Annotated in this window: 3 protein-coding genes; all 3 read left to right on the top strand. The window is 51.7% G+C overall.

Annotated features, from left to right (window positions below; all coding sequences use genetic code 11):
* Positions 1 to 223 precede the first annotated feature (223 nt).
* The 3 genes from BUC22_RS17445 to BUC22_RS17435 all read left to right on the top strand — a co-directional run bounded on the left by BUC22_RS17445 (position 224) and on the right by BUC22_RS17435 (position 17,634).
* A complete protein-coding gene (locus tag BUC22_RS17445; protein WP_013382503.1) occupies positions 224 to 1,027 on the top strand; it encodes a LytTR family transcriptional regulator in 804 nt (267 codons plus the stop codon).
* 189 nt (positions 1,028 to 1,216) lie between these two features.
* The gene (locus BUC22_RS17440) at positions 1,217 to 17,017 is read left to right on the top strand and encodes an Ig-like domain repeat protein (RefSeq protein ID WP_070081146.1); all 15,801 of its coding nucleotides are present in this window, start codon (positions 1,217 to 1,219) and stop codon (positions 17,015 to 17,017) included.
* A gap of 50 nt (positions 17,018 to 17,067) precedes the next feature.
* Complete coding sequence (locus tag BUC22_RS17435) at positions 17,068 to 17,634, top strand: HD-GYP domain-containing protein (protein ID WP_070081147.1); 567 nt, start codon at positions 17,068 to 17,070, stop codon at positions 17,632 to 17,634.
* Positions 17,635 to 17,774 lie beyond the last annotated feature (140 nt).

Raw genomic sequence — 17,774 nt, 5'->3', positions numbered from 1 at the left:
TTTATATTTACTGCGTATTTTAGAAAATTACAATAGGCTTTTTAGACAGTTTTGACGTTAAGTTCCTAACTTAACGTAAAAGGTAGAATAATGAATCATTAAAAGGAGAGTATGGATGAGAACATTATTACTGTTAAAAACGATATTGTCTGTAGGCTTGGTTCCGCGCGCCCAAAAACAGGAACATCGCTGTTTTTGACGGAGAGGACAGGAGCACAGAACCATGAAAAACGCAGTAAATTTGACAAGAGATATTATTCGTCTGCACTATGACAGAAAATTGGATGAAATTATTCAGTACATGGATGAAAACGTTGTGTGGATTGGCCCTCTTGGAAGCCAGTATGTAACGGGTGTTGAGAATGTGCGGGAGATTTTGAGGATTGAACAAGGGATCCCTTTTATTGTGACCAATGAGCATTACAGTCTGCTCTGTGAGGATGGGCAGACAGCTACCGTTTATGGGCACTACACAGTATCCAATATGGGCATAAACCACTATTTTTTTCTTCAGGACCAACGCTGTACTTTCATCTACCGCAAGGAGCGCGGCGGTTTAAAGGTCATCTTTATGCATGTGTCCAACCCGGCGGATAACCTGCTTGGAAAAAACGAGGATTTCCCCTTTGCCGTTGGAAAGAAAGCCTATGAGCTGGTCAACAAAAAGATCAGGCAAAACCGGGAAAAGCCCCAGCGTGTAAAATTCAAGGACGCGGCCCGCGGCGATCACTATGTTAATCTGAACAGCGTACTCTATATTGAGGCTCAGCACCGGAAATGCCAGGTAAAATGCCTGAAGCGCAGCTTTGAGATCAAGGAGATGATCAGCGATGTCGAAAAAGAGCTGCCGGAAAATTTTTTGCGCATCCACCGCAGTTATATTGTTAATATGGACTATGTAATCGACTGCTGCCGGTATCAGGTAAACATGGAGGGGAATATCCAGCTGCCCATCCCGGTTAAACGCTACGCCGCGGTGTTTGATCATCTGACCATCTATTATTCCAGACAATTATCCAAAGAATAACACATAAAACCAAAGGCCGCCTCATGAGGCGGCCTTTGGTTTTATCGTACCTCTGAATGGTCATTGGATACCGGACTATTGAAAAGGTGCGTAAAAGGCACTATGATTAAAACTGTATGTATCTGTTCAAAAACAACTTTAATGAAATGAAAGACTAAAATAGGATTAACAAGGAAAGTGTGAGTTAAGATGAAAAGGAACGAAAAATGGATTCAGCGTATTAAAAAAGCAACGGCCATGCTTTTAATCAGTTCTTTGGTGCTTGGGTCGGTTCCGGCCAGCGTTCTGGCGTCTGGCAGCGCGCGTCTGAGTGCGGCCTCTGAAACCATGAATGAGAATATCCAGGAGAAACAGGAAGAGCCTGTACCTTCAACCCCACAGGAAGCCGTTACAGATGCAGGCAGCGGAGAGCAGGAAAAGCCACTTGACCATGAAACGGGCAAGGAAACAGCTGAAGCGGCAGAGACCCTGGAGAAAACATCAGAAGAGCAGGCAGCAGAGAAAGTACAAAGCCCTGCCGAAACACCGGAGGAAAAAGAACCTGAAAGCCTCCCGGAGGAGTCTGGCATCATGGAAGTCGGCAACCCCCTCAGGGTAGTGGAAGCGCCAGAGTCAAAGGACGCAGAGATCGGGGAGAGCGTGGTGCTGTCCGCCCATATTGAGGCCCAGGATCCTGCTGGCGTTACCTATCAGTGGCAGGCTAAAAACGGCGGCGACGCCGGCGTAGAGGCGCAGAGCACCGATGAAGCTCTGGAACAGAAAAAAAGCAGCCTGGAGGCAGCGGAATCCATTGATTTAACCGGCATTACTGGTGAGGAAAGCCCCGAAGCTGCCGAGGCAGTGCAGAATAAGGCAAAAGGTATTGCAGAAGCAAAAACACGCCCCATCGAGCCGGATAATGAGGGCTGGACCGATATCGCGGGCGCGACCGGCACAGAGCTGGCTGTGTCTGTTGACTCAGAAACCGCCGGTAAGCCCGTGAGCTACCGTATGGTGGCCCGCACCAGTGAGGCGGCCATCGCCACGCCCGCGGCCATGATCCGAACCAACGCCGATTTTGAGGAAGGCAGCGGCACTGAGCGCGACCCTTATATCATCGCAACCAACCAGCAGCTGTGGAACCTGCACAAATATGAGGGCACAGCAAGCAAGGGCAAGTACTGGCGTTTAAGACCTGTCCAGGGAACCGACCTGTTTACAGACGGTGTGCCCATTGGCCAGCTGGGCCGCCCCTTTATGGGAACGCTGGATGGTGACGGTTACAGAATCAGAGGCGAACGTGTTAATACAGACGATATGCTGGAAACAGCATATGTGCCTATCCCGGCCTATGATAAAAATGGCGGTCAGGTAACCGCTTACGGATGTGCCCTCTTTGGGTTTTTAAAGGACGCTACCATTGTAAATTTGAATGTGCATAGAATAAGCTCCGGCTATGTTTCGGTACCTAAGGTTTCCGGGACGAATGTGGCTATCGCCGCTGGCGCGCAGATGGCAGCCGCGGGGGAAAACGCAACCATTGAGAACTGCTTTACTAAAGGCAACTCGATTTATCATAATGATTTTGCCAGCGGCGAGTATCAAATGGCTTTCTTATGGCAGAAGGAAAAGATAAATGTTTACCGGTATCTTTTAGGCGGGGGAATTGTGGCCTGCGGCACTGTGGGAGACGGCTATTCTGTTCGTTTTACAGGGACTATTGCCAATTCTCACACCATTCCCTGGCTCCAGTGTGTGGGCGGTAATCTTTTTAAAAATTTCGCGAAAACAGGGAGTGTCTACCCGAGTACATCGCTGGAAGAAAAATACCGTCCCAGCCTCGTAAATGTTTACAGCAGTAAAAGCCCGTTAGATCTTTATAATCAGAATAACATCACCCCCGGCAGTACGGAGATACCCGCGTATAGCTGGAACCCTGTCACCGACCAGTTTAACGACTACGTGGTTAAGGGGGACAGGCTTCTCAATTACTGGCGCAACGGCGGTATTCACCCCGAGATCAATACCCGTGGGGTTTTGAACTTTAGAGTAAGTGATTATGTCAGAACCTATGACGGCAGCGTACAGAAGGCCACGGTCAACTGCGCCTGGAAGGAAACGCAGAGAGGGCGTGACTGGGATTACATCTATAAAAATGACAAGGGTGCAGTGGTAGGCGAAGAAAGCGTCAAGCTGCCAGGTACCTATAACATTGAATTTGAGGAAAAAAACAGGGATTACCATCTTGGCAGAGTGGACAGTTCTCCGGCGGACGTAAAGGCCAACCCGTTCAACGCCAGAATGATCGTTAACCCCATTGCGGACAGAGAAGCGCCAGTATGCAATACCATTACCTATACCGATGAAGAAGGCAAGGATTATAAAACTGGCGCGTGGACCGATCAGGACGTCACGGTCACTTTTAACATCAATGATTTTACAAAGGGCGGCAATTATGACACCCTTTGCGACAGCACGCCCTATACAGTCGACCAGGAGGGCCATGAGATCAGCGGTATGCAGGCAGTGACCATCAAGGATGCCAATGGTAACGAGCAGGCGTATACGCAGGATGGAGCCGGCAATTACACGGTTAAGCTGCATGTGGAAAAAGGCAAGCAGCTCACCACAACCCTCACAGCCAGTATGGAAGATAAAAAGGGCCATTCCTCATCCATAACCACAGAGTACATTAAAATTAATAAGAGTGACATTAATATAGAGGTTACTGCCCAAAAGGATAATGACGAGGAGCCAACCATTTTAACGGGCGGCAGCAGTGATGGGTACAGCATGTTCGCCAAACGGCACATTCGTTTTGACGCAAAGGCGGCCATGAATGATAACAGCCTGTATGTCAGCCGTATGGAATATAAATTTGTGCCGGTTGGAGCCGACGAGGCCAGTGTAAGCTGGGCAACTACTGATTTTGAGGATCAGCAGAACCCCCACAGCATTACCATGAATTTAGAGGAAGCTTTTGACGGAACCCTTTATATTCACGCCGCCAGCGTTAATGGGAAAAACGTGACAGTATCTTACAAAGTCATGCTTGAGGAGCATCAGCCGATGATCCAGTCCATTGAGTACACAGGGTACAAGGGACAGACCGACAGTGGAAGCGTCGAGTCTGTTCCCGCTGGTTATCATGCGGGAAGCATCTATCATAAGGTCGATTTGAAAATAAACTATGAAGATACCCTGGCAGAAAAATCTGGTATCGCCAAGGCCGAAATTTTTAGAGCAGACAATAATGAGCTGCTGGCAAGCAAAGTGGTATCTGGCGCACCTGGAGGACAGGGACCAGTGCAGGACAGCGTGATCCTTACCTGTAACCAGACGGGCGACTACGCAGTAAATATTGTTCTGACTGATAAGGCTGGAAACAGCTTTACCAGCACCAGTGATGTGCTTTGCATTGAAGCGGCTGCACCAGTCATCGATACCCAGTGGGCAGCGCCGGTGGATGGCGATATTTATGGATTTGACAAATGGTGCGACCAGGACGTGACCGTGACCCTGCAGATTACCAACAACACCGACACCGACAAAACCAATGACATTGCAAATAAGGTTAATTATTATTACCGCCGCGCCAAACGTGACAATGATATCAATGACGCTCCGTGGGTCAAGATCAATCAGGATGCTTTAAATCCTACGGAGACTTTAAACTATACAGTTACTGAAGATGGAAACTGGCAGTACGAGTTTAAAGCGGCTACAGAGGCAGCGGTATGTAATGACACCTACCAGAAAAAAATACTGATTGACAGAAGCCCGCTGGATATTGTCGCGCTGACGCCGCAGGATGTCCTGAAGACGGACAGTTCAGACGTGGTAACTGAGCCGGGCGCCAGCGGATGGTTTACAGACGCTGGCCGCACTCTCAAAATAGGGATGTCTTTGTCCAACAATGGCGAGAGCAGGATAACCGGAAAATATGAAGTAACTTACCAGCCTGCAGAGGACGCTGATGAAAGCCAGGTTGAGGTAGTGGCGAACAGTCAAATTTCCACAGAGGTTGGAGCAGCGCCATCAACAGCAGAGATCCCCTGCGATAAGGAAGGAATCTACAAGTTTAAGATTTACAGCGAGACAGACTCCGGCCGGGGCAGTGTTGCCAAAATATATACCTATCGGGTTGACCGAACCAAACCCGTACTGAATCCAAGCCAGTTTATCATAGCCGCGGACAATAAAAAAGAACTGCGTTCCTGGACCGATGAAATGATTTCCGGAACAGGAACCCGTTATTTCTGGTACGCTAACCAGCAGGGCGAGCTGGAGATCAATGCCCAGGATACAGCGTCCGGCGTTGATAAAATCGAATACCAGATCTGCGGCGATATCGACCAGACAGCCCCTGCGGCAGACGGTGTCTGGCAGCTTTACGATCAGGACCATAAGCCAGTATTCGCGCCGGAATTTAAAGGCAATGTTTTTATCCGTGTGACAGATAAGGCCGGACTGGTCATGACGCCCGCGGAGGATGGATGTGAATACAGCCATAGTTCCAGCTTTTATCTGGATGATAAAAAGCCAATGACCGAGGTCACCGCCAATGAGGACCTGAGCCAATGGCAGACCGACGTGACTTTTAACGTGAAAGTGAGCGACTTAGAGTCGGGAATTAAATTCATACATGTCTTGGCGGACAATGACGTGACGGTTCTCGCTGCCGAGATTGAAGGAAAAACCCCTGAAGAATGGAAAGCGCTGGGTATTGAAAATTTAGCCTATAAAAAGGAACCTTCCGGTATTTATTCCGAAGTTACCTTTACCTATCATTCCAACGAGCCTTCCGTTAACAAAGGAACAGGGAAAAAATTTACTCTGGATGCTGAGGACAATAGCGGCAACGCGGCGGACGCCATTGAAAAAAATTATAAAATAGATAATGTAACACCTGAGATTGAGGCGGTTTTTACAGATGGAAGAGAAAGCGGGAAATGGTATAACGAGGCCCCGGGACTGACCATTAAAAATACCAGGCAAGCCGTAAACCCGGCGGATGCTGGCAAAACACACACCCTCTCCGGGGTACGCTATTATTACAGGAGCTGGAAAAGCGGCACGCCGGAGCCCGATACGTGGACGGTGATCAATGAAACGCCTACAGAAAAAACTGTGGGCTACACCTATCCTGATGAAGCGGATGCTTCCCTTCGGTTTAAAGCAGTCAATGAAACCGGATTAGAGGGAGTGTCGGCGGAGATCAACGTCAAGGTCGACAGGACAAATCCGGACAAACCGGCTGTCAGCATAAAAAACAGCGGTGGGACAGAAGTGCCAGACGGTAATAACGGCTGGTATAAGGGCGCTTGGCCCACCATTACAATTCCAGACAGTCCTACAAACCCGCAGAAAGCCCTTGAAAGTATTTTTTATAAGCTTTATACCGGAAATGACAGCAGTAAGGCACAGACGGCTACCAAAGGGCAGTCTATTCTGAACAGCTCTTTTAATCAGGATGGCACGTCACCGGGGATTGGGGCAGCTCCGGGCATTTTCAGGGACCAAAACAACCAAAAGGATCAGCTGGCTGCCACGGCGGGCCCCGGCCCCGCGGACCCTGCCGTTATGGCCGAGGGCGCGCGTGCTTACAAGGCGCCAGACCTTAAGGAGAGCAATAAGCTGAATAAACCGAATATAAAGGTCCTTAACCTTTATCCTGGGGATAATGGCAAGGTCTTAATCAAATGGATGTGCGAGCTGGCGGGTGCGGAAAGTCAGATGACAGTAAAAAAAGGAAACGCGGATTCAAGCACTGCTCAGTTTGAGGTTAAGGCAGATAATGGCGAGGTGATTACACTGGATATTACCCAGGTGTCAATCAGCGATTTTAACGCAAATGCCGACAGCGTATTGAAAAACGGCGGCTCAAGTTTTGCCTATGACCTTATCTATGTGGGAGCCGCGGACTCTAATGGAAACCAGGATATTGCCACAGGGACACTGGGCGTTTTGCAGAATTATATGAATGCCGGAAATGGGTTTCTGGTAGGCCATGACGCGTTTTCAAATCGTGCGCCAAATATAACAAGGGCCATGCAGGGCCTGGCAAACATTACGCCAGCTTTCAATCTTGACACTTCGGACGTTGATCCGGATTTCGCTCAATATACAAGCATAAGGACAACAACAGCCAGGGTGGTAAAATCCGGAAAAATCACAACCTTTCCATTTTTAATTTCGGATAAAATCCCTATAAAACAAACGCATAATCAATACCAGTTTGCAAAGGGAGACGTATGGGTTCAGTTTGCAGACGATGCGAGCGGCCAGCTTTTGGACAAAGAGCTAAAGCAGTATAAAGGTGAGAAAGGAACAAGCAATTTTTACCTGACCACCAGCGGAAACGTCGGTATGTCCCAGGTGGGGCATACCACAGGCTATGCGACAACCGAGGAGGAGAAGCTTTTAGTCAATACGATGGTAAGCCTTGCCCAAAAGCCAACCTCACAGTTTACCACTACCACAGGGGAGCCCCAGGCGGTAACGGCCATTATCCGTACCGAGGAGCAGCTTAAGGCAATCGGTACCGATCCCTCTTACCCTGCGGATAAGAATGGCGTCTATGTTCTGGGCGACAACATTGCCATCACAGATGGGTCCTTCAGCGGGATCAGCAATTTTGCGGGCAGCTTTGACGGCGGCGGCTATAAAATTACCCTCAGTGGTGCGGCTGCTGGAAAAGCGCTGTTCGCCAATACATCAGAGACGGCACGCCTCATGAATTTTGACATCAGCGGCGGCCAGCTGGTCAGCGGCGCCAACGCTGGACAGATCACACATTGCAGCAGCACAGCGACAACCAGGCCCCTGGTAGGTGTGAGCAACTCAGGCAGTATTTCCTATTGCACATTGAATACCACAGGACTTTTAACAGACAGTGGGATCACCCCAACCAACACAGGGACCATTCAGGATTGTAAGGTTACAGGAAATATCAGCTCGTCCAGCGCCAATCTAGGCGGCATTGCCGGCCAGTCCAGCGGCGCCATACAGAATTGTGAGTACAGCGGCACTCTTACAGCCACAGCTGCCAGCGCGTCCGGCCATATCGGCGGAATTGCGGGCACAGCGTCCGGCAGCCTGACAAGATGTAAAACCAGTGGAACCCTGACTGCTGCAAACAGCCTTGACAGTGTAGGGGGGATCGTGGGCCTGTACAGCGCCAAAGCGCTGTCAGACTGCGAAAACGCCATGACAGTTACTGCGGCGGAGAGCGCCAATGTGGGCGGCGTCGCGGGTAAAATACAGTCGGGCAGCATAAGCAGCTGTGAGAGCACCGGTGCTGTCAGCGGAAAAACAGCCGGCGGTATCGCCGGGGTGGTAGAAAAAGACGCCAGTGTCCGAAACACCATCAACAGCGGCGCGGTAACGGGCAGTGTGGCTGCGGGAGGACTGACGGGCAGCAATGCCGGTGGGTTCAATGACTCCAAAACGACGGCCAACGTCAGCGGCGCGCCTGTCATGGGCGGCGCAGTGGGCGAAAACGCCGGCAGCATCGTGAATTGCTACGCAGCGCCAGGAGCGATCATACCAACGGAGCAGGCAGCTGGTTTTGTCGGAAAACAGAACAATGGCAGCATTAACACCTGTGCCACCACAGCCAACAGCTTCGCGGGCACCAATTATATGTCCAATAAAGATCCTGAGATTGCGGCGGACGGCGTGTACACGCTGGAGACCTGGTCAAAGGATGCGGCCACCAGGGTTGACGGGACAGGGCAAAACACTTCGGGAATGGTTAAAGAGACCATTATGGTGGATACCCGCGGTCCGGCGCCCTTTAGCGCCAGTGTTGAGAACAACACCTTTACCGAGCTGCTGCACAGCCTTACCTTTGGCCTGTTCTTTGATAAAACCACCGATGTGGTGCTGGAGGCGGGCGATGACGTCAGTGGTATTGACAGCATTGAGTATACGGTCTATAAGACAGATCAAGCTAATACAGACCCAGGCGCGAACGAGGGAACCCCTGTCGAGACCAAGCGTGTCAGTGGAAAAGAAAAAGTGACCTTCAGCGTCACACCGGACTTTCAGGGCTATGTCCGCGCTACGGCGACGGACAGGGCCGGAAACGCCACAGAGCTGAGTACCGACGGGATAATAATCAATTCAACCCTGCCCCGGGTCAAGGCCACTGCCACCAAAAACAGCCTGCCCTATGACGGGGACTGGTCAAAAGATAATGTGAGCGTAAGTCTGGAATATATTAAAACAGACAGCCGTGGCAATTCGCTGTCAGGAAACTTCAGTAAATATCAGTATTCTGTTGACAATGGAACGACCTGGCGTGATATCAGTGTGGGCGATAATAACAGTGTCTTCACTGCCTCAGCTGTCAGCGGTACAACCCAGATACTGACCTTTGATAAACCCACCAGCCAGAACTTTATGTTCCGGGCAGCCATTAACGGAAGAACAGACAGCAAAACCGTGTCTGAGACTACAGCAGTCAGCATTAAGATAGACAAAAAAAGCCCAACAGCTGAAATGCCAGTGATGGATATTGCCAGCGCCCTGACAAACAGCGACAACTACGCAGTTTACAGCCAGCAGCCAACCCTGAGCGTGACCGCTTCAGATGATCCTCAGACAGGCTTAATCGACGGCGTAAGCGGCAGCATTGCCAGCGGCCTGAAAAGCCAGACCTATAAGCTGACAAGCGGAGGCGCAGTCAAGCCTTACACCAGTCCTCTTGTAATTGAGGATGGTAAATATGATTTTGAGTTTACGGCCACAGACGGCGCGGGCCAGAGCGCCACTGCCGCCAGCAAATTTATTGTGGACACCATGACGCCCAAGGCGCCTGTGCTTACAGCAACAGCAGGCGGCACAGCCTATGACGGAGGATGGACCGATAAAGAGGTCACCATCACCGCGGCCACGAATGACCCAACCGCGCCCCTTTCCGGCTATGACGGAGCAACGGGTATAAAGTACGCTGTCTACAAGGACGGTGTGTTAAAGGAAGACTGGCAGGATTATAGCGGCAGTGGTGTTGCAATTACCGCTAACATCGACGGAAGCAATGATGGCAGTTTCAATGTCTGCTTTAAGGTGGTCTCACAGGCTGGTCATGAAAGCCCTGAGAGCATGGTGAACGTTAATATTCAAAAAACCCCGCCATCACTTTCTGTAGAGGCCAATGGCAGATGCAGTGAAGGCGCTGACGCACAGCTGGTATGGAGCAGCCAGCCAGTGACCCTTGAGGTCTCCACCGACGGCGTCAAGTTGTCTGGCCAAAAGAGTCAGGAAGCGTATACTGTTTATGATAAAACCCATAAGACCATCACCGTCACAGAGGACGGCATTACAACCTATCGGTTTAAATCAGAAAATAAATCAAAACAGACGAAGGAGAGTGGAATCTATAAAATTGCCCTTGACCAGAAAGCGCCAGAACAGCCTGCAATGTCTTTATACAAGGATGGCACAGAGCAAAGTCTGGACAATGGTACATGGTACGACGACAGTGTGCTGGACACCCTTAAAATTAAGGACAAAACGACTGAGACAGGAGAAGCCAGCCCCAGAACCCTCTATTACCGTGTCTACAATAACGGCGCAGTGAGCGTTCCGGACTATATCACAGCAGCAGGCACAGAGGCCAGCGTTGGCGCACTCATTAAAGAAAGCGGCACGTGGATTATAGAGGCCTACACCCAGGATGAAGCGGGAAACACATCGCCGTTGGCCAAGCAGGTTTTTAACTACGCTAAGGCTGATAATTTACCTGTGCTGGAAATCAGCTTTGACAATACAGTGGTCAAGACGCTGGCGGAAGGCAATACACCGGTTTACGCGGGCAGCGTTAACGCGGCCATCACCGCAAAGGATGACCGGGTAGGCATTAAGGAAAACAGCTTGAAATTCAAGCTAGTACCCGATGCAGGCACAAAGCTGCGCTATGGCGAGATGACCCGTTATACAGGGCCAGTGGAAATTGAGAATTTTAAGGGAGCCATTGAGGCAGAGGTTGAAAACAACGCGGGTCAGAAAAAAACCGTCAGCGCCAGAATCTGCGCGGACAGCGAAAAGCCCAGCGTGTCCATCACCGAGGCCGGTAACAAGTCCCAGAAGAAATGGGCAAAGGAAAGCTTTTCCCTGCAGGTTAACGGCGGTGAAAACACTGTATCCGGTTTTGAAAAATATCAGTACTACGATGCAGGCGGCAACACCTGGGTAGACTTTACCGAGGCAGACCGGATTAATCCGGGTATTGACCACCTGTGGAAGAATGTAAAATATGATGTGACCGATAATGGAAAAGCCCTCGTGAAGGTCCGGTCCGTCAACAATGCCGGCATTGCCAGCGATGAGAAGACCTTTGAGGTGTGGAAGGATGATACAGAAGCAAAAATTGACATTGAGGTTAACTCTGATCTTGTTGACGGTGTGAAATGGAGCAAGGATGTTGTCTTTACACCAAAGCTCCTTAGCGCTGCACCACCTTCAGGAATTGATTATTACTACCGTGAGGGGGGCGGTGATCCGTGGAAAAAAATGGCGGGCGATAGTCTGACTATTCGGAAGACAACCCCGGGAGCAGGACAGACCTATGAATTTAAAGCGGTTTCAGGAACTGGAAATGAGTCCGGTATCGTATCGGAATCGGCATTTATTGACGGTGAAAAGCCTAAGGAGCCCGTGCTGGCCAAAAACATTGAAAACCCGGACGGCGAAAACGGCTGGTATATTACAAGGCCGCAAATAAGCGTCAGAGAGAATGGCTTTGCAGGCGCCGGGCTGGATATTGACGATGAGCAGCGAAGCGCTGTGAAAACAGAATATCAGTTATCCAATTCATCTGTTCAGGCTGCCAGCAGCGGTCAATTCCTGAGAAGCCTGCAGACAGCTGCCGCTCCTGCGGAGTGGAAGGAAGGCGGCTGCATCCCCCTTGACGGGGAGGGTGTATTCAATTTCATGACAAGAAGCAGGGATGCTGCGGACAATCTCTCGGATCTGACTGCCAGAGAAACAGTCAAGGTAGATACAAAAGACCCGGCGATTGCCGATAATGACATTGAAGTGCGGGATGTAAATGGAGGAAAAACCCTTGGGCTGCTGGGCGGCATACTGTTCAACGACACCATTGAGGTTTCTGTGACCGCGCATGATGTGGGATCAGGCGTTTACAAAATCACGTATCAGCTGGGAAATGACAACGCAGCACAGAAGACATTAACCGCAGACGGCAACGGACGCGTGAGCTTCCGGCTGTCACCAAAAAAGGGCGTGCCGCTGAATACCAGCTTAAAGCTGACAGCCACCGACCTGGCCGGGCGTGAGAGCGCGCCAGTAACCATTGACAATTTACTGCTGGAGGCTGAAAAGCCAGAGGTCAGCATCACACCAAAGACTGCACCCAACGACAAGGGCTGGTATAAGGGCGTTCTGCCCTATACCGTCACTGCCCGCGACAGCGACGCAGGCCTGGAAACCGTGAGGGCAGCTATGGACCAAAACGGCAGCGAGACAGTGGTCGCCAATGACACCGTGGACGCGGCAGACAGCAAGAATACAAAGCAGTACAACAGCACCATCACCCAGAGCGGCAGCGCCCAGCGGGTGACGGTTGAGGCCAAGGATCGGGCGGGCAACACCCAGACCGTGGAAAAGACCTTTAAGGTCGAGACCGCGGCGCCGGCCCTTGGCGTAAGCTTCACCCTCATGGATGGAGCAGACACGTCTTACACGGACGCCACCAGCTATAACGTCTGCGCAGCGCTGACCTATGAGGAGCCCGTTTCGGGTGTTGAGGATTTACAGGTGAGCACCGATCATGGCAGCACCTGGTCCTCGGTGAGCGACGCGCTGGGTAAAAAGCACGTCATCAGCTCAGAGACCAACGCCGATTACCAGTTCAGGCTTGTGACCAACGCAGGCAATGTGTCCGCGGCCACAGCGCCGCAAAAAGTGGTCATCAACCGTAAAATGCCGGGCGCGCCAGCCATTGAGGTAAAAGACCAGAATGGCAGTATAATGAATGAAGCCTGGAGCAACCAGGATCAGACCGCCACGGTGCTGGTGCCGTCCTGCGACGACGCCGGTGTGCGGCAGGCCACAGAATATGAATACCAGACCTATAAAGACAGCACAGCGGACGCCAGCCGAACAGGAACCATCGCTCCGTCAGAGAGCGGGCAGTCCGTGGCGCTTGCAGACTTTACAGAGGAGGGAGAATATGTCGTTAAAGCCTGGGGCCGGCAGAAAGACAGCGGGCTTCAGGATACAGAAAATATTTGTGAAAAGAAGGTAATGGTAGACAAAACACCACCGGATGCCAGCCAGACAAATGCCAGCTTTTTCATGGACAACGGCAGGCTGAAGCTTAAGGTTTTGGTTAATGATGCCCTGAGCGGCGGAGGAAGTGTTGACTATACGATTACCAAAAACGGTGCAGAGGGACCGTCACAGACTATGAGCTGTGATGTCTCCGGCCAGGCAGTACTGGATGTTAATACCCTTGGAGCAGGGGACCGTGTAAAAATAAAAAAAGTTTATGATAAGGCGGGAAACGGCATCGAGCAGACGGGAATTCCTGATTTAACGATCCCAGGAAATATTAACCTGACAAAAATAGAGCTTCAGATCACTCCTGGTGAGACCACCATCGCAGGCTGGTATCATGACCAGCCGCTGACAGCCAATGCGCACATCACCGTGGAGGGCGGCAGTAAGCCAGAGGACATTAAAGATGATTCCGGCAATGTCCTCAAGGCCTACCCGGATGCCAACAGCATTACCAAGGTGAATGTCACCTATCCCGACAACCGGATGGTCACACTGGACTATACCCGGGCAGACAACAGCGGACAGACCGAGACAGATGTCCCAATCACGGATATCACCGGCGAAGGTGAGGACCTTGTCCTCAGGATAACCGCCTACGACGCATGGGACAACAGCGCAGAAACAACATGGCAGTTCAAAAACGATGCGACCCCGCCGGACAAGCCGGGTCTTAAGCTGACAACAAGCGAGGGTGAGCTGGGCAGTGATGGCAGAACCGACAAAGATATAACCCTGACAGTGATTCCAGACGAGACCAATGAAAACCAGACCAACCCCGATAAAAAGAAGACGTCGCCGCTTTCCAGCTGGCAGTACAGCCTGGATGGCGGGGCAACATGGAGTGAGCAGTACTCCATCAGCAGTGAGGCGTCAAGCCTGAGCCGGGTGATAGCCAGCAAGGGCGGCCTGGATACCGACAGTCTGGTGGTCCGGGTTTCGGATCTGGTTGGAAACACCAGCGTAAACAGTGAACCCAAAAGCGTGCATGTCACCGATACGGCCGCGCCCATCAATCTCAGTATTACAGAGGCCGACGGGACGAGCCCGGTGGACAGCGCCTGGGATAACCGGAAGGCTGACCGAGTGCTAAAAGTGCACGCGGCCGACCCGGCAGAGGGAGTCATCAGCTTTGGCCTGAAGGAATGGAACTACAGTCTCGATGGCGGAAACACGTGGCAGACAGCCAATATTCCCTGGGACGGCACGGGTGAAAACAACATCCCGATCGCCGGGGACGGCGTCTATGCTGTTACCTTCAGGGTCTGGGATGCGGCCGGCAATCTGTCGCAGCTCGACAGCGCCGCAGAGGTGAGAAAAGACCAGACCGCTCCTGAAGTAAAAGAACAGGATATTCTGTTTGAACAGCAAAAGGGCGTGGACAACTGGGTCAAGGCGGCTATTCACTGGCTCAGCTTTGGCAATTTCTTTAACGACACCATCCGTGTTACGGTGCCCGTCGAGGACGCCATGAGCGGTAATCATTCGCTTGCCTACAGTGTTGACGGCATTTCCACAGAGGTAGTGGCGAACGATGGCAAAGCTGTCTTTACCCTGCCGGTGAACGGTGTGAAGGACCAGACCCTTGCGGTTTGGGCCAAAGACATCGCAGGCAATGTGTCTGAGACGCTGCCGGTAAAGGGCGGAGGAGAAACCGCCCAGTGGACAACGGAAAACAGCGGCCCCATCATCGGTGACGCTGTCACCAGCGTGACTGCCAACGCGGCGGGCTGGTACACCCAGGATATTCCTGTCAGCGTCCGTATCGAGGATATGGACAGCGGCCTGGCGGCTGTGAGCTGGCAGTTAAATGACGAACCCGAGCAGACGGTCATGCCGTCTGAGCATGAACGAAAGGACAGTGAAAATATTGAGATAAACATTACCGAGGACGGCGTAAACACGCTGACAGTGAAAGCCGCCGACAACGCGGGCAATACCGCAGAACGCAGCTACAGCTTTAAGCTGGACCACGGTCAGGAGCTGGCAGCTTATATTACTGAGCTTAGCGGCGACCCGGTGGACCCGGACCGCTGGCGCAGCGAGGAAACCGTAAGGCTCAAGGCCAATATGGCAGTGGGTGAAAGCGACATCGACACCTGGCAATACACCCTGGACGGCGGCCAGACCTGGACCGCCCCCGAAGCATGGGGAGATGAAAATATCCTTGAAATTGAGGAGGATGGCGTCTACAGCCAGCCTCAGGCGGCAAGAGCAGCCGGACAGCAGAACCTCATTGCAGTCCGTGTGACGGACATGGCTGGTAACCAGAAGGAAAGCCCCTATGAATCCATCAAAAAGGATAGTGAAGCGCCAGCCTTTGCGGCCGTCCAGATGGACGAGGCCAACGGAAATGTGCACGAAAACGTGCACTGGTACAAGGACAGAAAACCGAGCGTGCGCCTGGTTCCAGAAATGGAAACGGCAGGAAAAGCCCCGGTGACCCATACCTTCACCCTCAACGGTGAGCCAGTGGTGTTTGACAGTGAAACTGAGCTGAGAGAATGGCTTAAAGAAGGCGAGAACATCCTGCGCGTCTACGCGAAGGATGCGGCCGGAAATGAAGCGAAGGAAGGGGATCAAAACTATATTGAAAAAGTGTTCTATATTGACACAGAAGCGCCGGAAATCGGCGAAGCCAGCTTTAAGGACATAGGCAATAAGCCCATTGAAAAACTTATCCACTGGCTCAGCTTTGGCAATTTCTATAACGAGGCTGTCCAGGTAACCGTACCGGTAACCGATGCGGCCAGCGGCTGCGAAGCCCTTACCTACAATATTGGCGGCCAAAGTGCACAAGCACCTGTGAAGGATGGAAAAGCCAGCTTTGAAATCCCAATGGACACAGACGCCAAGGTCACCTGCCATGCAGAGGACACGGCCGGCAATGAGACCGGGCTGTTTGCCATCGGCAAAGAGAGCAGCCAGTGGGTACTCACCCGCAAAATTGAAGTACCGAACCTTTGGATCAACGGCGAGGCAGCAAGCGGCGGCTGGTATAACCAACCGGTTTCCTACGAGCTCCTTGTCAGCTGTCCGGAGGCGGGGATTCACAGCATTAAACAGACCATGGATAACGGCGAGCCGGTGATGCTCGGGGAAGCGGTATTTGCAGAGGGCCTTGTGCCGGAATACCGTGTGACCGGAGAGCTGAGCGAGGACGGCGTTCATCAAATGCTGCATGTCATTACCGATAATGCAGGCAATAAGACACAGAGAGAGGATTTTATAAAAATTGACCAGACAGCGCCCAAGGGGCTGGCCATCACCGGAGCGCCTGAAAACGGGGAAGCTCTGGAGCCGCAGACATTAACCGTCCTGGCAAATGACAGTATCGAGGGCATTGAGACCAGCGGCCTGAAGGCATGGTCCTACACCCTTGACGGCGGCAAAACCTGGACGGAGCCGCAGCTCTGGAATCAGAAGGGTGAGAATACCATCACCGTTGAGGACGCGCGGGCCTATGACATTTCCTTTAAGGTGTGGGACCATGCCGGAAATGTCAGCGAGCTGAGCGAAATGGAGCGTGTGCGGTTTACCATCACCAGTGACAATCCATTGACCAGAGTGACAACAGTAGTGAACCCTGTGACCGGACTGTATTTTACAGCTGGGCAGCTGTTGGGATTGGCCGGATGTTTAATGGCCATCGCGGCAGCGTTTATGGTCAGCCTGATATGGTACCGCAAAAACAGACGGCAATAGCCAAAGCGCCCCGTTGGGAAATTGGAATAAACAGCTAAAAAGGAAATATAATGGAGCAAACGAACCAAGCTTATCTTGGGCTGCGCCAGGCCCTTGAAACTGCCGCAAACGCTATGGACCCAGAAATCCGGGCCCATAGCCTGCGGACAGGTCAGCGTATGGAGACAATATTAAAGGAAATGGACAGGCAGGACCTGTTAGACCTTTGGAACTGGGGAGACCTGTCTCCCCTGAATTATCACGATATGGGAAAAATTCCCGGCGAATATGGGACAGGCCACACTGAGATTGGCGAGATTTTTTTTAAACGCCTGCATCAGCTTTTTAACCAAAAAAGCGGCCAGGCAACCATCTTTACAAGCATCGCGGCAGATATCTGCCGTTATCATCATGACCATTATGGCGAATGCCAGCATGAATCGGCCAAAGGGAGGGATATTCCTCTGGCAGGCCGGGTATGCGCTGTGGCCAACATCTGGGACCATCTGGCGCTGGACGGGCTGAGGCCCTGCCAGATATTAGCCAGACTGGAGCTGCAGAGCGGCGGCCAGTACGACCCAGAGGTTATCGGAGCGCTGCGGCGTTTTTATGAGCGCCACGGCGCTCTGGAATTATAAAGCATTAAATGAATTAACGACCATAAAATGGGACACCGGCTGTCACCCATCAAAACCCTGAAGGCCGCGTACACACACGTGTATGTGGTCATCAGGGTTTTTTGCATATAAGAACATAAAAAGAGGAGAAAAAAATGGCA

The organism is Eubacterium callanderi, from assembly GCF_900142645.1.
GTDB classification, from domain to species: Bacteria; Bacillota; Clostridia; order Eubacteriales; family Eubacteriaceae; genus Eubacterium; species Eubacterium callanderi.
The sequence above is the reverse complement of the archived record's forward strand: the minus strand, read 5'-3'. Positions and strand labels throughout refer to the sequence as shown.

Bases quoted from the DNA above. Each gene is read 5' to 3' on its own strand.
- BUC22_RS17445 (WP_013382503.1), top strand. From the start codon at position 224: ATGAAAAACGCAGTAAATTTGACAAGAGATATTATTCGTCTGCACTAT.
- BUC22_RS17440 (WP_070081146.1), top strand. From the start codon at position 1,217: ATGAAAAGGAACGAAAAATGGATTCAGCGTATTAAAAAAGCAACGGCC.
- BUC22_RS17435 (WP_070081147.1), top strand. From the start codon at position 17,068: ATGGAGCAAACGAACCAAGCTTATCTTGGGCTGCGCCAGGCCCTTGAA.